This window comes from Halolamina salina (assembly GCF_054653455.1).
In genome coordinates this window covers 196,878-214,465 of record NZ_BAAIGE010000002.1, presented here as the reverse complement: position 1 = coordinate 214,465, position 17,588 = coordinate 196,878, and the positions used below count along the sequence as shown (strand labels likewise).

Annotated in this window: 18 protein-coding genes; 11 read left to right on the top strand and 7 right to left on the bottom strand. The window is 67.1% G+C overall.

The genetic code is table 11. The features are described from left to right. The first annotated feature begins 195 nt into the window (after nucleotides 1-195). A complete protein-coding gene (locus tag ACYQZ5_RS01445; RefSeq protein WP_379730512.1) occupies nucleotides 196-2,205 on the top strand; it encodes an ATP-binding protein in 2,010 nt (669 codons plus the stop codon). Between the two features lie 9 nt (nucleotides 2,206-2,214). Here the strand turns inward: ACYQZ5_RS01445 and ACYQZ5_RS01440 are convergent, their stop codons facing one another. Further along, nucleotides 2,215-2,508 carry a repressor phrH2 gene (locus ACYQZ5_RS01440; protein ID WP_379818901.1) on the bottom strand — a complete coding sequence of 98 codons (294 nt, stop codon included), beginning with the start codon at nucleotides 2,506-2,508 and terminating at the stop codon, nucleotides 2,215-2,217. Nucleotides 2,509-2,538: 30 nt separating this feature from the next. Next, nucleotides 2,539-2,805: an ArsR family transcriptional regulator gene (locus ACYQZ5_RS01435; RefSeq protein WP_379730514.1), complete on the bottom strand. Its 267-nt coding sequence runs from the start codon at nucleotides 2,803-2,805 to the stop codon at nucleotides 2,539-2,541. A gap of 211 nt (nucleotides 2,806-3,016) precedes the next feature. Here ACYQZ5_RS01435 and ACYQZ5_RS01430 point away from each other — a divergent pair, with 211 nt between their 5' ends. From ACYQZ5_RS01430 to tgtA, 9 genes are all read left to right on the top strand, one after another. Continuing rightward, nucleotides 3,017-3,331: a hypothetical protein gene (locus ACYQZ5_RS01430; protein WP_379730515.1), complete on the top strand. Its 315-nt coding sequence runs from the start codon at nucleotides 3,017-3,019 to the stop codon at nucleotides 3,329-3,331. Further along, nucleotides 3,328-3,621, top strand: a complete 294-nt coding sequence (locus ACYQZ5_RS01425; RefSeq protein WP_379730516.1) for a PadR family transcriptional regulator — start codon at nucleotides 3,328-3,330, stop codon at nucleotides 3,619-3,621. The genes ACYQZ5_RS01430 and ACYQZ5_RS01425 overlap by 4 nt, the downstream gene beginning before the upstream one ends. Next, nucleotides 3,614-4,048 (top strand): hypothetical protein, encoded by a 435-nt coding sequence (locus ACYQZ5_RS01420; RefSeq protein ID WP_379730517.1) that lies wholly within the window; start codon nucleotides 3,614-3,616, stop codon nucleotides 4,046-4,048. Before ACYQZ5_RS01425 ends, ACYQZ5_RS01420 begins: the two co-directional genes overlap by 8 nt. Nucleotides 4,049-4,074: 26 nt before the next feature. Continuing rightward, nucleotides 4,075-5,109 (top strand): tyrosine-type recombinase/integrase, encoded by a 1,035-nt coding sequence (locus ACYQZ5_RS01415; RefSeq protein WP_459844887.1) that lies wholly within the window; start codon nucleotides 4,075-4,077, stop codon nucleotides 5,107-5,109. A 211-nt stretch (nucleotides 5,110-5,320) separates the two neighbouring features. Then, a complete protein-coding gene (locus tag ACYQZ5_RS01410) occupies nucleotides 5,321-5,836 on the top strand; it encodes a P-loop nucleotide/nucleoside kinase family protein (RefSeq protein ID WP_459844883.1) in 516 nt (171 codons plus the stop codon). Nucleotides 5,837-5,915: 79 nt separating this feature from the next. Further along, entirely contained in the window at nucleotides 5,916-7,229 is a 1,314-nt protein-coding gene (locus ACYQZ5_RS01405; protein ID WP_379818897.1) for an aryl-sulfate sulfotransferase, read from the top strand. Nucleotides 7,230-7,295: 66 nt separating this feature from the next. Beyond that, nucleotides 7,296-7,841 (top strand): NUDIX hydrolase, encoded by a 546-nt coding sequence (locus ACYQZ5_RS01400; RefSeq protein ID WP_379732042.1) that lies wholly within the window; start codon nucleotides 7,296-7,298, stop codon nucleotides 7,839-7,841. Between the two features lie 39 nt (nucleotides 7,842-7,880). Continuing rightward, the gene (locus ACYQZ5_RS01395; protein WP_379732043.1) at nucleotides 7,881-8,648 is read left to right on the top strand and encodes a CPBP family intramembrane glutamic endopeptidase; all 768 of its coding nucleotides are present in this window, start codon (nucleotides 7,881-7,883) and stop codon (nucleotides 8,646-8,648) included. A 39-nt stretch (nucleotides 8,649-8,687) separates the two neighbouring features. Next, nucleotides 8,688-10,172 carry a tRNA guanosine(15) transglycosylase TgtA gene (gene tgtA, locus ACYQZ5_RS01390; RefSeq protein ID WP_379732044.1) on the top strand — a complete coding sequence of 495 codons (1,485 nt, stop codon included), beginning with the start codon at nucleotides 8,688-8,690 and terminating at the stop codon, nucleotides 10,170-10,172. Here tgtA and ACYQZ5_RS01385 read toward each other — a convergent pair. The 5 genes from ACYQZ5_RS01385 to ACYQZ5_RS01365 all read right to left on the bottom strand — a co-directional run bounded on the left by ACYQZ5_RS01385 (nucleotide 10,169) and on the right by ACYQZ5_RS01365 (nucleotide 16,565). Next, complete coding sequence (locus ACYQZ5_RS01385) at nucleotides 10,169-11,326, bottom strand: inorganic phosphate transporter (RefSeq protein ID WP_459846577.1); 1,158 nt, start codon at nucleotides 11,324-11,326, stop codon at nucleotides 10,169-10,171. The genes tgtA and ACYQZ5_RS01385 overlap by 4 nt on opposite strands. Nucleotides 11,327-11,390: 64 nt before the next feature. Next, entirely contained in the window at nucleotides 11,391-11,561 is a 171-nt protein-coding gene (locus ACYQZ5_RS01380; protein WP_379733466.1) for a DUF7859 family protein, read from the bottom strand. A gap of 39 nt (nucleotides 11,562-11,600) precedes the next feature. Beyond that, nucleotides 11,601-12,635 (bottom strand): segregation/condensation protein A, encoded by a 1,035-nt coding sequence (locus tag ACYQZ5_RS01375; protein WP_459844879.1) that lies wholly within the window; start codon nucleotides 12,633-12,635, stop codon nucleotides 11,601-11,603. A gap of 24 nt (nucleotides 12,636-12,659) precedes the next feature. Beyond that, entirely contained in the window at nucleotides 12,660-16,247 is a 3,588-nt protein-coding gene (smc, locus tag ACYQZ5_RS01370) for a chromosome segregation protein SMC (protein WP_379731098.1), read from the bottom strand. Between the two features lie 6 nt (nucleotides 16,248-16,253). After that, entirely contained in the window at nucleotides 16,254-16,565 is a 312-nt protein-coding gene (locus ACYQZ5_RS01365) for a DUF7518 family protein (protein WP_379731099.1), read from the bottom strand. Between the two features lie 169 nt (nucleotides 16,566-16,734). Between ACYQZ5_RS01365 and ACYQZ5_RS01360 the strand changes: the two genes are divergently transcribed. After that, nucleotides 16,735-17,565 (top strand): SDR family NAD(P)-dependent oxidoreductase, encoded by an 831-nt coding sequence (locus tag ACYQZ5_RS01360; RefSeq protein WP_379731100.1) that lies wholly within the window; start codon nucleotides 16,735-16,737, stop codon nucleotides 17,563-17,565. Nucleotides 17,566-17,588 lie beyond the last annotated feature (23 nt).

Genomic DNA, 17,588 nt, shown 5'->3' with positions numbered 1-17,588 from the left:
GTTCTATCTGCTCTCGGACACCCACTAAGCGAAATAGAAGTAGTGCTTATTCTGCCGATCAGCATGAACTATCTTGCTCAATAGTGGGATCGCTTATTTCGCGATAGTATACATTCTTTGCGCGAGCCGTCATATGGCGGCTATCAATATTCTTCAGAAAGACTTTTTTACCTACCTATCCAACTAGGGGATGTGATGAGCGAGAATAAGTACGACCTTAAGCCGTCGAAGGAAGCGTATCAGGCGGTGAAGTCCGACGTTACGCCCGTCTCGGCGTTCAAAGAGTTGATCGACAACGCCCTCGATAACTGGCGCCGTAATCTCGATGGTCTGGACCCGGCCACCATTGAGATTGAGTACCATGAGGGGGGTGCCAGAGATAACGACGAGATAGTTATTCGAGACGATACCGGTGGTGTTGAGGAAGACGATCTTCACATCCTTTTCGCCCTGGGGCAGTCGAATAAGGGTGAGATTTCCGGCTCTATCGGTGCTTACGGGGTCGGGGCCAAGAAGGCCATCGTGAACCTCGGGAACCAAGCGACGATCAAGAGTCGGCATATGTATGCTGACACTGGGTTTGGTTTCACCATTGACCAGGATTGGTTAGAAGACGAGAGTGACTGGACGGTAGATAAAGTCACGTACGAGGACATTGAGGAGGGCGTGACCGAGATCCGTATTTCGGATCTGAACACGCCGTGGGGGAAGTACCGGGAGAATCTGGTTGAGGAGTTGGGCAAGACCTACGAGCACTTCCTGCGGGACGACAAGATGGAAGACATGGAGTCCGTGTCGATCATCGTTCAGGAGTACGACGAGAACGATGAGCTCACCGACACGACCGAGGTTGAGCCTCCCGAGCCCATCGAGTGGTCGTTCACCCCGATGGACGATCTGTTCGTCCGTCGCTACGAGAACATCGACCTCAACTCCAAGGAGTTCGATGCGGCTGTCAACCTGAACATCACCGTCGGTCTGATGCGCGAGGCGAGTGCGGAGGATTCCGGTGCGGACATCTATTGTCAGCACCGCCGCGTTCTGACTGGTGTTACCGACGAGCGGGCGGGCTTCGGGTCTGACCTGGGGAACTTCTCCGGTCAGCACCGGCGTCTCCGTATTATCATCGAGTTCGAGACTGAGGGGGACGCCAGGATTCTCCCGTGGGACGCTCAGAAGTCTGACATCGACCCCTACAACCGTGTCTCCAGGGCTGCTCTGGACTGGGTTCGCCGGATGGTCGAGCCCTACTACCGGGCGGCGGGTGCGTACGACGACCTCTCTACGGCGATGACTCGCCCCTACGACAGGGACTGCGAGCACTCGATCACGTCGGGGCTCGATGACCCCTACGACTACGAGGGCCGCGAGCGTGTCACCCACAAGCCCGACTCCTCCCTTTCGGAAGCGATCGTTACTGGTGACCGTGCCGATGCGACCGCTGCTCTCCCCGAGTACTCCTCCGGTGACCTCGAGGATTACCTCGAGCCCGCGTATCGGGAGGAGTTCACCCGGCTGGTTCGGGACATGTACGACTTCGAGACTGAGGATGAGGAAGAGACCCTGATCGACCTGGTCCCTGAGGGTGAGGTCCCCGAGGATCTCACGGAGAGCGAGGCGGAGGTCGTTACAGAGGATCTCCGAGACCAGGCCATCGAGCACGCTTCGCGAGATCCTGCGGAGCGGATGGTCGGGCTCGCTGACTGGAAGCAGAGGCTCTACGACTGGCATCTCGAGTTCGCGCTCTTAGATCAGGGCAAGGACGTCGATCTCGAAGATCTCGACACCTTCGAGGCTGAGCCCGAGGAGGTTACGGAGACGCCCTCTGAGGAGCCGGAGACAGAAGATACCGAGACTCCGGAGACGGACACCACGGACGATCAGGACACCGAGCAGGTTGAGTTCGAGGCTGAGGCGTCGGAGACCTCTGAGTCCGCGACCGATTCGGGCTCCGATCTCACCGAGGAGACCGAGTTCGAGTCGGGAGAGGATGGTCTCGGCTCCACTGAGGGTCTCGGGAGCACCAGCGACGGGAGTACTGAGAGTGTCAGCACGACAGACGTGGCAGAGCGCACCCTCGATCTGACCGAGGACGAGTGGGAGAAGGTTGTCGATGCGCTCGGCCTCGACGACGATGCTTCGCCCGAGAAGGTCCGAGAGGAGCTTCTCGAGAAGCTCGACCTCGTCCGCAGTCTTCGGGCGTAAGTAGGGTAGCTACCCGAACCCGGCGTACCACCCGGGTCTAACCGCCTCCGGCGGCCTCGGCGCCGGCTCGGGGCGCCGCACTTTCGCACTTACCTGACCATCGAGATACAGCGCGCCCCACTTCGTGATCTCGTAGTGGTCATCAAACTCTCGCTCGACGAAGCCAGCACGACGGAGTACCTCACACCGCTCGAAGATCTGCTCCTCCGAGGCCGCGATCTCGATGTCGAACGAGAGGAAGTGTGGTGTCGACCACGACTCGCTGTTCAGTGCCTCGAGAATCCTGTCGTCGATGAGTTCCATCCAGTTGCCTGATTTTCGCATTAGGTCCTCCTATGCCGTCGCCGGTGAATCGCCGTCCCCGTTTTCCTCCAACTCCGAAGCGTCGAGTTCCTCATTCAGATACGCCTCTCCTCGCTCAGACATGATGTAGACGCCGTTCCCCAAGTCCTGAAGGAACCCTTTGTCAGCTAGTTTTCGGAGGCGACGTGAGAGATGGGGTTTGGTCACGTCGAAATAACCGCTGTCCTCTAGTTGTTTTGGCGACGCTGAGCCCTCTTCCTCGATGTATTCGAGTATCCGATCGTCCCAAATCGTCATCCAGGATCCAGACTTCCTCATTGCTAGTGCGTAAAGGCACCCTCCGGCCTATTTGCCTGCAAAATTGCTATTGGGCACCACTAGTCTTCTAGAGTACTATAGAGCTTAGAAAGAACTAGCGTTACCTTTACGTAATACGAGTGGCTTGAGAGGAGTGAGGAGACACCGAGCAGGTTGGTGATGACTCTGGTAGGTTAGCGACAGAGGGGCCGTGCTGGCACACGACCCCGAGGTGTTTCCCGGACCAGCTATGTCCGTGAACACAATCGCGGGGGATACACCCCGCACAGGCAGTGAGGGACCGATTTCGGAAAACAGTAGCGACACCGCCGTCGCGACGGACCAGCCGGGTCCGGTCGGCGACGACGGAGCGTCGACGTGCGACAACTGCAACTTCACGACTCTGAACGGCTGGGAGCTACAGCTCGTCCCGGCCGAGGAACTCGACTTCGACGTTCGCGGCTGGAACGTGCTCCTGTGCGACGACTGCCGGGAGAAGCACCGCGTCGACGGAGGGCGCCGATGAGCGACGTGACGGGCCTCTCGGACCTCTCGGCGTTCCAGCGCGACGTGCTCTGGGTGCTCGCCGACGAGTCCGACCTGAAGGGCGTGGACGTGAAGCGCCGGCTGGAGGAGTACTACGGCGACCACGTCAACCACGCCCAGATCTACCCGAACCTCGACGATCTCGTCGACGAGGGGCTGGTCGAGAAGGCCCACGCCGACGGTCGGACGAACGCCTACAGCCTGACAGAGGCCGGGCGCCGTGCGCTCTCCGCGCGGCAGACGTGGATCGGGGGTGCCGCCGATGAGTGACCCCGAGCGCCTGTCCGTGCAAGTCGGCCAGGTGACGGCGACGGTCTACAGCGACGAGACCGTGGCCGACCTGTTCGAGCGCCTCGACGAGTCGGCGAAGGGGCTCTCGGTCACGCCGCGCGAGACCGTGCTCTGCCGCCCGCTCGACCCGCACGCGCCGACGGAGCCGGCCGAGGAGGACATCATCCCGTTCGATCTCGACGGCGTCGAGGACGGCGACGAGTTCGACCTCTACCGCGTGCCGTCGAGCGAGCAACCGGCCTATCCGGAGATCGACGAGCAGCGGGAGAGCACCACGGCGGTCGCCGACGGTGGGGAGCCGCCGACCCGCGCCGAGCTCGCCGAGCGTGTCGAGGAACTCGAGAAGATTCTGAAGCACGTCACGGCGCACAACCGCCGCGACACGGCGCCGGGGGGAAGCTTGTGAGTCGGGATCGCCCCGATCCCGAGGACATGACCGTTCGGAGCGCCGTTCAGCGCTATCTACGTCGCCGTCGGGCAGACGCGACGGAGTCGAGCGTTCGGTCGTGGAAGTACCGGCTCAAGCTCTTCGTCGAGTGGTGCGAGGGTATCGGCGTCGACTCGGTGAGCGAACTCCGGCCCTACGACTTGGACGAGTACTATGAACTCCGAAGTTCGCGCATCAAACCTGTGACGCTAGAGGGGGAGATGCGAACGCTGCGGACGTTCCTGACTTACCTTGATGAGCAACTTGACGCCGTCGAGGACGGGCTGGCTGACGCGGCGCGTGTCCCCGATCTCGACCGGAACGAGCGCGCCAGCGACGCGTCCTTCCGGGCGGAGAAGGCGATGGCGCTGCTGGAAGCGTACCGCGAGAGTCCGCAGTATCGGGCGCGTCGAGGCCACACCTTCCTCGAAATCGCGTGGCACACCGGCGCTAGACAGGGCAGCATCCGCGGCCTCGACGTGCGTGACGTGGACTTCAAGAAGGAGTGCGTGGAGTTCCGGCACCGGCCGGACACGGATACACCGCTGAAGAACAAATCCAGCGGCGAGCGTCCGGTCGCCCTCCCGACGGAGGCGATGGACGTGGTCCGGGAGTACGTCGACGAGGAGCGACGGGACGTGCGCGACGACTACGACCGGAAGCCGCTGCTCCCGAGTGCGGTGGGCCGACCGACGAACAACACGCTCCGGAACTGGTCGTACATGGCGACGGAGCCGTGCTTGCTGCTCGACTGTCCCCACGACAAGGAGCGTGAGGAGTGCGACTGGACGGAGTACGTCCACGCCAGCAAGTGCCCGTCATCACGGTCTCCTCACCGGATCCGGACAGGCAGCATCACGTGGCAACTGAACCTCGGGTTCCCGCCGGAGGTGGTCTCCGAGCGCGTAAACGCGACGGTGGACGTGATCGAGAACCACTACGACTGGGCGAGCCGCGAGGAGCGCTGGCGTCGACGGCACGAGCGGATGGAGAACCGCCGCGAGTACATCGACCAACTGGAGGTATCCAACAATGAGTGAACCGGAGTTTAAGTTCGGAGAATCGACGGACAGCGTAGGTCGGGGTCGCGGTAATCCAGAGTCGCGCCGGCCCACTTCCCGCATTCTCACATCGACGAGCGACAGCGAGGAGTCCGTAGTAGTGTGTAACGGTCCACCTCGTTGGCGAGCAGTGACACCCCCCACCCTGAAGCGCTGACTATTAGTGCGCGCACCCCACCCAACAAAACGAATGCTCGTCCTCGTGTGTGGGCTGCCCGGCACCGGCAAATCCACCGTCGCCGAGCGGATCGCCGAACTGCTCCCGGCCCGCATGCTGCGGACCGACGTAGTTCGCAAGGAACTGTTCCCGGAGCCGACCTACGAGGCCGAGGAGTCCGCCGCGGTGTACGACGAACTGTTCGACCGCGCGCGGGACCGCCTCGACGCCGGCGAGCACGTCGTCCTCGACGCCACGTTCCGCCGGCGACGGCTCCGGCAACGCGCCGCCGCGGTCGCCGACGACGCCGGCGTCGAGTTCCGCCTCGTCCGCGTCGAGTGTGCGGAGTCGGTCGTGCGCGAGCGCATCGAGCGCCGCCAGCGCGAGGAGGACGACGAGAGCGACGCCGACTTCTCGGTGTACACCCAGCTCAAAGACGAGTTCGAGCCGATCGAGGGCGACGACCACGTCGTCGTCGACAACTCCGGCTCGCTCGCGGAGACGCTCGCGGCGGTCGACGACGCGTTTCGAACCGTCGTGACCGCCTGAGTCGTCTCGGATCGACAGCGCTCCCCGCGCTGGCCGTCCTCACAAGGGTTATGCCCCGGCGCCCACCGACTGTACGGTAATGGACCGGAAGCGACGCGGCGCCGTCCTCGTGATCGGCGCCGTGGCCCTCCTCGTGGTGACGATGGGCGCGAGCGCGGCGCTCGCCCCCGACGCGTCCGTGGCCGGCACCGACGGCGAACGGCAGACGCTCGTCGGGATCCAAGGCGGCGGCCCCGGCTGGCACCAGTACGGCAGCGTCGCGATGTACGAGGGCAGCAGCGTGGCGTGGCGCATGGACGATACGGACAGCTACTTCGACGTGACCCAACTGGACAACGGTAGCGTGATGGCCGGGTTCATGGACGGCGGCTACGAGGACTGTGGCCCCTACGAGTCGCCGTGTACCCACACCGGGTTCCGGATCCTCGACCCCGACACCGAGTCGATCGAGTACGAGTACTCCTTCCCCGTCCGGAGCAGCGGGAACAGCGAGGTCCACGACGTCGAGAAGCTCGGCGGCGGCGAGTACCTGCTGAGCGACATGGAGCACGAACGGCTCCTGATCGTCCGCGACGGCGAGCCAGTCTGGCAGTGGAACGCCAGCAGCTACTACGACGCCCCCGCCGACCCCACCCGGGTCGACTGGCTCCACATCAACGACGTGGACGTGGTCGGCGAGGGCCAGTTCCTCGTCTCGATCCGCAACGCCAACCAGATCCTCGTCGTCGACCGCGAGGAGGGCGTGATCGAAACCATCAACGCCGACGACGGCGGCCCCGACGACTCCTGTATGCCCGGCGGGAAGCGCCAGCTCGAGGACACCGACGGCGACGGCGACGTGCGCTGTGGCGACCCCGAGGTGATCGACCACCAGCACAACCCGCAGTGGCTCGGCGGCACCCCCGGCGGTGACGGCGAGGCGGCCGTGCTCGTCGCCGACAGCGACAACAACCGCGTCGCCGAACTCCACCGCGAGGACGGCGAGTGGGAGGTCGCGTGGACGCTCGAACGCGCCGGCGGCATCGACCTGCGCTGGCCCCGCGACGCCGACCGCCTCGCCAACGGCCACACGCTGGTGACGGACACGCTCAACAAGCGCATCCTCGAGGTCGACCGCAACGGCACCGTCCGGTGGTCGGTCACCACCAACCAGATCCCCTACGAGGCCGACCGCGTCCCGGGCGGCGAACATCCCGAGGGCGAGTGGTACGTCGGCGAGACGCCGACCGATCGGGCCGGGGGGACCATCCCGCTACTCGACGAGGCGGCCGTGATGCTCCGGGGCGTGTTCCCGTGGCTGCCGTTCTGGTACACCGGGCTCGACCTCGGCCTGACCGCCGTCTCCGTCGTCATCGCCGGCGTCGGCGCCCGGGATCTCTGGCTGACGCGGTAGGGCGGCGACCGTCGACGCCACGGCGGACCGACCGCCTTTTCTTGCGGCCGGGCAGCACTCCCGCTCATGACTGAGGACGACCTCGCGTGGGAGACGCTCGACACCGAGATCGACTACCGCTGCCCGGGGTTCGCGGTCCGGCGCGACGACGTGGAACTGCCCGACGGGACCGAGACGGAGTACCACCACGTGGAGGAGGTCGAGAGCGTCGTCGTGCTCCCGTTCCTCCCCGGCGGGGACGAGGTAGTACTGATCGAGGAGTGGCGGCAGGCGGTCGGCCGCGTCAACCGCGGGCTGCCCGCCGGCGGCGTCGAACCGGAGGAGGACGACCTCGAAGCCGCCGCCCGTCGGGAGCTTCGTGAGGAGACGGGCTACACGGCCGACTCGATCGAACATCTCTGTACGACCGAGCCGGTCAACGGGATCGCGAACTCGCTGCACCACACGTTCGTCGCCCGGGGCTGCGAGCCGGCGGCCGAACAGGAGCTCGACGACGACGAGAGCATCCGGACGCTGACGACCGACTACGACGACCTCGTCGCCGCAGTTCGTGACGGCGAGATCCGTGACGGCCGGGCGGCGCTGGCGGTGAGCCGGTACGAACTCGGCTGACAGGGGAACGTCTTTGGCCTCGGCGGCCCGCCCTCCGGTATGGACTCCCGACTGCGTGCGGTCGGCGTCGGCCTCGGTCTCGGCATCGCCGGGATCGGTGTCGCGCTGGTGCTGGTTCTGTCCAGCGGCCTCCTCCTGAGCCTCGCCGGCGTCACGGTCACCCCCGTCCTCAGCATCGTGCTCTCCCTGCTGCTGACCCAAGGCGTCGCGTTCCTCGGCGTCGGCTACCTCTACCTCCGGCGGCGGGGGATCCCCGTCCGCTCGATCGGGATCCGGCTCCCGTCGGTCAAGGAGTTCGGGATCGTGATCGGTGCGCTCGTACTCTCCTTCGTCTACCTGATCGCCGTCAGCCAACTGCTCACGGCGACCGGGACGGAGGCCGCCGAGAACCAGGTGACCGACATGGCGATGGCGAACCCCGAGATCGTACTGTACCTCCTCCCGGGCGCGTTCCTCCTGATCGGGCCGGGCGAGGAGCTGCTGTTCCGCGGCGTCGTCCAGAACCGCATCCGCGAGGAGTTCACCGCGGTGCCGGGCGTGATCGTCGCCAGCGCGATCTTCGCGGCGATCCACGTCGGCTCGCTGGTGGCGTCGAACCCCTCCGCGGTGCTGGTGACGATCGGCGTCCTGATGGGTCCGAGCCTGATCCTCGGCGCCATCTACGAGTACACCCGGAACCTCGTCGTCCCGATCCTCGTCCACGGCACGTACAACTCGATCATCTTCCTCTCGCTGTACCTCGTCGCGACCGGGGCGGTCGAGCAGAGCGGGAACGCCGCGGCGACCGTCGTCGCCGCGCTGCCCTGACAACGCAACCCCTTACCGTTCCCCCGCGAAAGCCGATCCATGCGCGACGCCTTCGAAATCCGGGCCAGCGACGGGCTGGCCCGCGTCGGCCGACTCACAGTGCCCCGGGCGGGCGTCACCGTCGAGACGCCGGCGCTGATGCCGGTCGTCAACCCCAACCTCCAGACGATCTCGCCCCGCCGGCTCCACGAGGAGTTCGGCGCCGAGATCCTGATCACGAACTCCTACATCATCCGCACCACCGACGACCTCCGGGAACGCGCCGAGGAGCAGGGCCTCCACGAGATGCTCGACTTCCCGGGCGCGATCGTCACCGACTCCGGCTCGTTCCAACTGGCGGAGTACGGCGAGATCGACACGACCACGACCGAAATCCTGAACTTCCAGCACGAGATCGGGAGCGACATCGGCACGCCCGTCGACATCCCCACCCCGCCGGACGTCCCTCGCGAGCAGGCCGAGGAGGAACTGGCCGCCACCGAGGAGGCGCTCGCCGACGCCGAGGCCGTCGACACCGGCGAGATGCTGGTGAACGCGCCCGTGCAGGGGTCGACGTACACCGACCTCCGCGAGCAGGCGGGCGCCCACGCCGCGAGCACGGAACTGGACGTGTTCCCCGTCGGCGCGGTCGTGCCCCTCCTGAACAGCTACCGCTACGACGACATGATCGACGTGACCGCCGCCGCCAAGCGCGGGCTGGGCGCGGACTGCCCGGTCCACCTGTTCGGCGCGGGCCACCCCATGATGTTCGCGCTCGCCGCCGCGGTGGGCTGTGACCTGTTCGACTCCGCGGCGTACGCACTGTACGCCCGCGACGGCCGGTATCTCACCGTCAGCGGCACCGAACAGCTCGACGAGCTCAGCTACCTCCCCTGTCCCTGCCCGATCTGTACCGAGCACGACCCCGACTCGCTGCGCGCGCTGGACGACCGCGAGCGGGAGAACGCGCTCGCCGAGCACAACCTCCACGTCACGTTCGCGGAGATCCGCCGGGTCCGGCAGGCGATCCGGGAGGGGAGCCTCATGGAGTTGGTCGAGCAGCGCGCCCGCGCCCACCCCGCGAGCGCCGACGGCTACAAGGCGCTGCTCGATCACGCCGAGCAGTTGGAGGCGAACGACCGCGTCTCGAAGGGGACGTTCTTCTACACCTCGCCGGAGAGCGCCCGCCGGCCCGAAGTGCTGCGACACCACGAGCGCCTCGCCCGGCTGGAGACCCCCGAGCGAACGCTGCTGACGGAGTTCGGCGAGCCTGCCGACCACGACCACGACGCCGTCTGGCGCGTCGAACCGCCCTTCGGCCCGTTCCCGCCGTCGCTCTCGGAGACGTACCCGTTACACGCCGAGACGCCCGATCGACTGGAGCCGCCGGCGTACGTCGCCGCCGCCGAGGGCGTCGCGTCGCTCGCGGACGCGAACCCCGAGACGACGTTCACGCTGGGCCACGACGACTGGCCCGAGGAGGCGCTGGCGGCGCTGCCCGAGGACGTGGTGACGGAGGACCTGTCGGAACTGGGCGAGGATTAGATCGACTCGATCACCGTCATCACGCCGTAGCTCAGGAGCAGCGAGAGCGCGAGCGAGCCGGCCCACGCGAGCACCGTGAACAGCATCTTCTTCCGGCTCACCCCCGCGCCGCCGGCGGCGTACCCCGAGCCGACGATCGCGGAGACGATGATCTCGTTGAAGGAGACGGGGATGCCAAAGGCGACGGCGGTCTGAGCGATCGCGAAACTCGGGATCAGCGCGGCGATCGAGCGCCGCGGGCCGAGGCTGGAGTAGTCCTGTGCGAGCGCCTTGATCATCCGCGGCGCGCCGGTCCACGACCCCACGAGCAGCCCCACGCCGCCGCCGAGCAGGAGCGCGACGATCGGAATCGACTGGAACGTATCGAGCAGCGGCACCAGCGGGCCGATCGCCAGCCCGACCTGCGAGCCGCCGGCGGAGAACGCGACCAGCCCGCCCAGCACGAGCAGGAAGCGGCGCTGGGCGTTCTCGGCGTCCCGCCGCGTGTCGGCCGCGAGCGCGAGCGCGACCAGCAGCGACAGCGCGAGCGTGACGCCGCCGCGAACGAGAAGCAGTTCCCGCGGCGATCCGACGGTGCCGCCGAGCGCCACGCCGACGACTACCGCCGTCAGTTCACCCGCGATCGAGCCGCTGCCGCCCGCCGGGCCGAGCAGCGCGAAGTCGACGTTGACGACGATCGCGCCGACCAGCGCCGCGAGCGTCGGCACGAGCACGCGCTCGGGGACGCGCTCGGCGCGCAGCAGCCGCGCGGTCGCGTAGGCGATCCCGCCACCGACGAAGGGGGTGAGCACCCACAGCGTCACGATCTGGCGGTACTTCGCCCACGCCGGCTCACCGCCCATCGCGAGGCCGACGCCGACGACGGCGCCGGTGACGGTGAACGCGGTCGCGATCGGGTAGCCCCGGAACACGCCCAGCGCGACCAGCGTGGCCGCGATCAACAGCGCCACCGTCGCCGCCAGCGCGGTGAGCGAGACGCCGCCGACCAGCTCGGAGCCGACGGCCTCCGTGACGCTCTGGCCCTGCAGCACTGCGCCGGCGAAGCCGAGCACCCCGACCACGAGGCCGGCGCGCATCACCGAGATGGCGTTGGCGCCGACCGCGGGGGCGAACGGCGTCGATCCCGAGGAGCCGGCGCCGATGGCCCACGCCATGAACAGGCTCGCGAGCGCCGCCACGAGCGCGGTTCCGATAGTGAGCGGGTCTACCACGGGAGCCTCACCGTCCTTTCCCGCTGTCGAACCCCTCGCGGAGCCCGAGTAGCGTCCGGCGCACGAGTAGATACATGAAGAAGACGAACCCCAGCATCCCGGCCAGCACCACCGTGAACAGCGGGTGCGAGACGAGGAAATCGAACGCCTCGCCCGCGACGTTGGCTGGAGCGACCATACCCGGCGTTCTTTCGGCGGTCGGTTAGGCGTTTCGGCGTCAATCCTCCGCCGCCGTGGAGTCGCCGGCGCTCGACGCCGCCGCGTCGTCGTCGGTCGCGTCACTGGTCGACGGGGTAGCGGCGTCCCCGTCGACCGCGTCACCGGCGTCGTCGGCCTCCGCGTCCGACTCGACGACGCCGGCACCGCCGGGTTCCTCGGCGTCGACGGCCGCGGGGTCCTGCACCCAGAGGTCGTCGAACAGGTCGTCCTGGTTCAGCCGCACGTCGCCCCGGTTCGAGAGGAAGAGGAGAGCGAGATACGTCATCACCGGCCGGCCGCCGGCGTCGCGCACCTCCACGAACAGCACCTCGTCGCGGCCGCGGTCGTAGTGCTCGGCCAGCGCGCCGTCCACGTCGGCGATCACCTCGTCGATGTCCTCGGTGTGGGTGGTGCCGGTGACGTCGTCCTCGGTCGGCTCCTCGTCCCGCCGGAAGTCGTCGCCGGCGTGGTAGTCGAGCGTTTGTGGGCCGCGGTCGTAGCCCGCGGGCGACTCGCTGGTGTCGTAGCTGCGGGACTCCTTCCACCAGCTCCCCCGCTCGGCGTCCCGGAGCTCCCGGACCAGTTCGTCCAGCGTCTCCGGCGTCCCGCGGGTGGATTTTCGTTCGAGCCGGCGGTCCATCTCCGCCTCCAGCTGATCGACGGGGTCGAAGCCGTCGTCCTCGCCGGGCGGCGGCGCCTCCCGCCGCATCGCCGTCTCCCACGGCTCGGGTTCGGGCTCGTCGGGCTCGTCGTCGCCCAGCATCGCTTCTGACTTCATCCGCAGCAGCACCGAGGCGTAGAACAGCGCCCGGCCCGAGGCCCGGAGGTCTGCCTCGTCGAGTTCGGCGAGGAACGCGTCGGTGACCGCGACGATGTCGATGTCCCACGGGTCGATCTCGCCGTCCTCGGCCAGATTGACGAGCACTTCGACCGGCTCGACCTCTCCGTCCTCGTCGTCGGTCTCGGCGGCATCGTCGCTCACGAGGTCGTCGTCGACGCCCGGATCGCCGGTCTCGTGGCCCGCGATGTCGATCGAGAACTCCTCGTCGCTCATCGTCCCCTCCGTGCCGGGTTCCCGTCAGTCGTCATCGGTCGCCACCTCCGCCCCCGGCTCCTCGCCGTCGGCGAGGTCGATCCCCGTGACCGCGGAGACGTTGTCCTCCTGCATCGTGACGCCGATCGCGCGCTCGGAGCGGTCCAGCAGTGCCGAACGGTGGCTGACGACGACGAACTGCGCGTCGCCCGCGAGGTCGTCGACCATCTCGCCGACGCGCTCGGCGTTGACCGCGTCGAGGAACGCGTCGATCTCGTCCAGCGCGTAGAACGGCGCGGGGTTGTGCCGCTGGATCGCGAAGATGAAGGCGAGCGCGGTCAGCGACTTCTCCCCGCCGCTCATCGCGTCCAGCCGCTGGACGGGCTTGTCCGCGGGCTGGGCCTTCATCGTCAGCCCCTCCTCGAAGGGGTTCTCGGGGTCCTCGAGCACCAGCTCCCCCGTCCCGTCGGAGAGCCGGGAGAAGATGCGCTGGAACTGCTCGTCGATCGACTCGAAGGCGTCCATGAACGTCTGTTTCTTCTGCTGCTCGAAGCCGTCGATGCGGTCCTCGATCCCGTCGCGCTCCTCGACGAGCACCTCCCGCTGCTCGCGGAGCTGGTCGAGATCAGCCTCGACCTCGTCGTACTCGTCGATCGCGAGCATGTTCACCGGCTCCAGCGCTTCCATCTCCTCGCTCAGCCGCTCGATCTCCGCCTCCACCTCGTCGTGGGGCGGGATCTCGTCGGCGTCGTACTCGCCGACCTGGCTCTCGAGGTCGGAGATCTCCTCGCTCAGCGCGACCGCGCTGCGTTTGAGCGAGTCGAGCCGGTTCTCGACGCGATCGACCTCGTCCTGCCGGTCGTTGCGCTCGCTGCGGGCCTCGCGCACGTCGGCTTTGAGCGCCTCGCGCTCCTCTTTGAGCTCGGCGAGCTGCTCCTCGAGCTCGGCGACCTTCTCGTGTTTCTCCTCGAGCACTTCCTCCTTCTCCTCGATCTGGGCCTCGAACTCCTCGATATCGCTCTCCAGTTCGGCTTTCCGGTTCTGGGCCTCCTCGACGGTGTCGTGGAGGTCCTCGAGGGAGTTCTCGGCGTACTCCTTCTCGCGGCGCCGGTCGCCAAGTTCGGCGTCGAGGTCGTCGCTGCGGTCCTCGAGCGCGTCGATCTCCTCGCGGATCTCCTCGGCCCGCGCGGAGAGCTCGGGGATCTTCGAGTCGGCCATCTCGGCCTCGATCTCCTCGATCGACTCCTCGGCGGCCGCGATCCGCTCGTCGAGGTCGGCGATCTCCCCGTCCAGCTCGGTCATCTGCGCGTCGACTTCCTCCCGCTCCTCGCGGAGGTCGGCGAGCTCGTCTTCGATCTCCTCGATCCGGGCCTCCGCCTCCGCGACGTCCTCCTCGGCGTCCTCCACGTCGGTCTCGATCTCGCGGACTTTCTCCGCCGCGGCGCTCTTGCGCTCGCGGGCGTCGGTGAGGTCGGCCTCCACCTGGTCGAGGTCGTCCTGGATCGACTGGCGCTCCTCTTCGAGTTCGTGGATCTCCTCGGCCAGCCGTTCGAGCCGGCCGCCGCCGGACTTCGAGAACGAGTAGCGCGAGCCGCCGCCGGAGCCGCCGGTCATGGCGCCGGACTTCTCGACGAGGTCGCCGTCGAGGGTGACCATCCGGAAGTCGCCCATGAAGTGGCGGGCGGTCTCCATGTCCTCGACGACCAGCGTCGAGCCGAGGACGTAGGAGAAAATGCCCGAGTAGCGGTCGTCGTAGTCGACCAGTTCGCGGGCGAAGCCGACGACGCCGGGGTCGCTCGGTTCGCGGGGGAGGCTGCGGTCGTTCATCTCCGTCATCGGGAGGAACGTCGCCCGGCCCGCGTTCCGCGACTTCAGGTAGTCGATGCAGTCCGAACCCACGCCGTCGTCGTCGACGACGACGTTCGCGAGGCGGCCGCCGGCGGCGGTCTCACACGCCTCGGCGTACTCTCGGGGGACCGACGCCAGTTCGCCCACGGGGCCGTGGACGCCGCGCTTCCCCGCGTTCTTGATCGCCGTGACGGCGCGGGGCCACGACGTGTCGCCGCTGTCGCTCGCCTTGGCCTCGAGTTCGGCGTACTCGTTGCGCAGTTCCCGGAGCTCCTCGTCCACCTCGGAGATGTCGCCGTTGAGCTCCTGCTTACGCTGCTTGAGCTCCTCGACCATCGACGCCGCGGTGGACTCGTTCTTCTCGGCTTTGTCCAGTTCCGAGCGGAGGTTCGACACCCGGGCCCGGAGGTCGGGCAGGGAGTCGCGGACCTCCTGCAGTTCGTCCTCGCGGTCGCTGACGCGGTTCGAGCGCCGCCGGGCCTCGTCGAGCAGGCGGTCCTTCTCGCGCTGCTTCTCGTTTTTCTCCTCGCGCAGCGCCTCCAGCGCCTCCTTCTCGCGTTCGAGTTCGGCCTTGAGCTCGTCGAACGCGGTGTCGACGTTCTCGATCTCTTCTTCGACCTCCTGGAGGTCGCTCTCCTTCGAGACGATGTCGCTTTTGACGTTCGCCTTCTCGACTTTCAGGTCGCGGATCTCGTCTTCGAGCTCCTCGATCTCCTCTTCCTTCCGGTCGATGTCCACGAACGCGCTGCGGCGCTCGGACTCGGCCTCCTCGATGCGCTCCTGGCTTGCCTCGATACGGTCCTCGAGGCGGGCGATCTCGCCCTTTACCTCCTCGATCTCGCTTTTGACCCGGAGCTGCTCGTCCTCGCCGGTGCGCTCGATCTCGGAGTCGAGCTCGTCGAGTTCCGCCTCCAGTCGGGTGAGCTTCCCCTCGGCCTCGTCGAGGGCGGCCTGCTTCTCCTCGAGCTTCGTCTCCGCGTTCTCGATCTTCGCCTCGGTCTGTTCGAGGTCCTCGCGCTTGTCTTCGAGTTCGGCCGCCCGGAGGTAGCCCTCGTATTCCTCGCGCTCCTCGCGGAGTTCCTGGTACTCGAGGGCGGTCTCGCGCTCGTCGGCCAGCTGCTCCAGCCGGGACTCCTTCTCCTCGATCCGGAGTTCGGCCTCGTCGATGCGCTCCTCGACCACCTCCAGCTCCTCCCGGGCGGAGGCCTTCTTCTCGTCGAACTCCGCGACGCCCGCGATCTCGTCGATGATCCCCCGCCGCTGGTAGGGGGTCATGTTGATGATCTCGGTCACGTCGCCCTGCATCACGACGTTGTACCCCTCCGGGGTGATCCCGGCCTGTGCGAGCAGGTCCTGGATGTCCGAGAGGTTCGTCGATCGGCCGTTGAGGTAGTAGTAGGAGTAGTAGTTGTCCTCGGTCTCCTTCACCCGGCGCTTGACGGTGATCTCGTCCACGTCGCCGACGTTCTCGCTGCCGGCGGCGGCGGTCACCTGCGAGCGGCTGAGGGTGCCGTCGGAGTTGTCCAGCACGACCGTCACCGACGCCTCGCGTGGGCCGTCGGTGTTGCTCCCCTCGCCGCCGGGGTTGTAGATCAGGTCAGTGAGCTTCTCCGCGCGGATGCCTCGCGTTCGCGCGAGCCCCAGCGCGAACAACACCCCGTCGATGATGTTTGACTTCCCCGAGCCGTTGGGACCGGTGATGACGGTGAAGTCCTCGTAGAACGGGATGTGGGTCTCACGCCCGAAGCTCTTGAAGTCGTCCAGAACGAGTTCCTGAATGTGCATACGGCCTCAGGCGACGATGATGTCGTCGCCGTCGTCGTCGTCGGATTCCTCCTCCTCCCCCTCGGCGGCGGCCTCGTCGGCGTCGTCGTCCCGCTCGGCGACGAACTCGGCGTCGCGGCGCTCCGCACCGCGGGCCTGTGCCTGCTGTTCAGCGGTCGTCCGGCTCTCCGCCTCGCCGTCGTCGGCTTCGAGGGAGTCGGTCGTCTCCTCGAGCTGCCGGACACGCTCTTTGGTTTCCACGAGTTCCTCGGTCAGCCCGTCGACCGCTGCCTGTAGCTCGGCGACCTGCGACTCGAGATCCTCGCCTCGGTTGCTCATGGGCGGATTACCGAGGCCACCTGTATAAAGCCACGGACGGGGATTCGGGAATCGATAAATCACATACCGCTCTATCGAACTCGGTTCGCGTGGGTCACCGCGGTCGATCGCGTGCCTTCTTCGGCGGCGAGGGGGAAGGGCTATGCTGAACGAACGATTAGTCAGTGGCATGGAACGATTCGACGGGCAGGCGGCAGTGGTCACGGGAGCGGCGTCGGGGATCGGCCGTGCCTCGGCGCTGCGGCTGGCCGAGGAGGGCGCCAGTGTCGTCGTCGCGGACATCGACACCGACGGCGGGCGGGAGACGGTCGACCTGATCGAGCGCGCCGGCGGCGAGGCGACGTTCGTCGAGGTCGACGTCTCCGACACCGCCTCGGTCGAGAACATGGTCGACGTGGCGGTCGAGACGTACGGCGGCCTCGACATCGCGCACAACAACGCCGGCATCCTCACTGGGTTCGTCGAGACGACGGGGATCGAGGAGGCCCAGTGGGACCGCATCGTCGACATCAACCTCAAGGGCGTCTGGGCGTGCATGAAGGCGGAACTCCCCGTGATGGTCGAGGACGGCGGCGGCGCCATCGTCAACACCGCGTCGGAGGCCGGGTTGGTCGGGATGGGCGGGCTCTCGAGCTACTCGGCGAGCAAGCACGGCGTCGTCGGCCTGACGAAATCGGTCGCGCTGGAGTACGCCAAACGTGGCGTCCGGGTGAACGCCGTCGCTCCGGGGCCGACGAAGACGAACATCCAGTCCGGCCTGATCGGCGGGCCCGGCGGGTCGTCGCTGTGGGACCGAGTTCGGACGGCCGTCGAACTCGTAAAGACCGCGATCCGGACGCTCCGCGCCGACTACGACACCTCGGCGATGCGGGAGGTACCGATGGACCGGATCGCCGACCCCGAGGAGATCGCCGGCGCGGTCGCGTTCCTCTGCTCGTCGGACGCCTCCTACGTGACGGGGCACACGCTGCCGGTCGACGGCGGGCAGGCGGCCGACTGAGCGACGGCTCGGAGGTTCGAAGA

Excerpts from the sequence above, each read along its gene's own strand:
- ACYQZ5_RS01445 (WP_379730512.1), top strand. The coding sequence starts at position 196 with ATGAGCGAGAATAAGTACGACCTTAAGCCGTCGAAGGAAGCGTATCAG.
- ACYQZ5_RS01440 (WP_379818901.1), bottom strand. The coding sequence starts at position 2,508 with ATGGAACTCATCGACGACAGGATTCTCGAGGCACTGAACAGCGAGTCG.
- ACYQZ5_RS01435 (WP_379730514.1), bottom strand. The coding sequence starts at position 2,805 with ATGACGATTTGGGACGATCGGATACTCGAATACATCGAGGAAGAGGGC.
- ACYQZ5_RS01425 (WP_379730516.1), top strand. The coding sequence starts at position 3,328 with ATGAGCGACGTGACGGGCCTCTCGGACCTCTCGGCGTTCCAGCGCGAC.
- ACYQZ5_RS01420 (WP_379730517.1), top strand. The coding sequence starts at position 3,614 with ATGAGTGACCCCGAGCGCCTGTCCGTGCAAGTCGGCCAGGTGACGGCG.
- ACYQZ5_RS01415 (WP_459844887.1), top strand. The coding sequence starts at position 4,075 with ATGACCGTTCGGAGCGCCGTTCAGCGCTATCTACGTCGCCGTCGGGCA.
- ACYQZ5_RS01410 (WP_459844883.1), top strand. The coding sequence starts at position 5,321 with ATGCTCGTCCTCGTGTGTGGGCTGCCCGGCACCGGCAAATCCACCGTC.
- ACYQZ5_RS01405 (WP_379818897.1), top strand. The coding sequence starts at position 5,916 with ATGGACCGGAAGCGACGCGGCGCCGTCCTCGTGATCGGCGCCGTGGCC.
- ACYQZ5_RS01400 (WP_379732042.1), top strand. The coding sequence starts at position 7,296 with ATGACTGAGGACGACCTCGCGTGGGAGACGCTCGACACCGAGATCGAC.
- ACYQZ5_RS01395 (WP_379732043.1), top strand. The coding sequence starts at position 7,881 with ATGGACTCCCGACTGCGTGCGGTCGGCGTCGGCCTCGGTCTCGGCATC.
- tgtA (WP_379732044.1), top strand. The coding sequence starts at position 8,688 with ATGCGCGACGCCTTCGAAATCCGGGCCAGCGACGGGCTGGCCCGCGTC.
- ACYQZ5_RS01385 (WP_459846577.1), bottom strand. The coding sequence starts at position 11,326 with ATGGCGTGGGCCATCGGCGCCGGCTCCTCGGGATCGACGCCGTTCGCC.
- ACYQZ5_RS01380 (WP_379733466.1), bottom strand. The coding sequence starts at position 11,561 with ATGGTCGCTCCAGCCAACGTCGCGGGCGAGGCGTTCGATTTCCTCGTC.
- ACYQZ5_RS01375 (WP_459844879.1), bottom strand. The coding sequence starts at position 12,635 with ATGAGCGACGAGGAGTTCTCGATCGACATCGCGGGCCACGAGACCGGC.
- smc (WP_379731098.1), bottom strand. The coding sequence starts at position 16,247 with ATGCACATTCAGGAACTCGTTCTGGACGACTTCAAGAGCTTCGGGCGT.
- ACYQZ5_RS01365 (WP_379731099.1), bottom strand. The coding sequence starts at position 16,565 with ATGAGCAACCGAGGCGAGGATCTCGAGTCGCAGGTCGCCGAGCTACAG.
- ACYQZ5_RS01360 (WP_379731100.1), top strand. The coding sequence starts at position 16,735 with ATGGAACGATTCGACGGGCAGGCGGCAGTGGTCACGGGAGCGGCGTCG.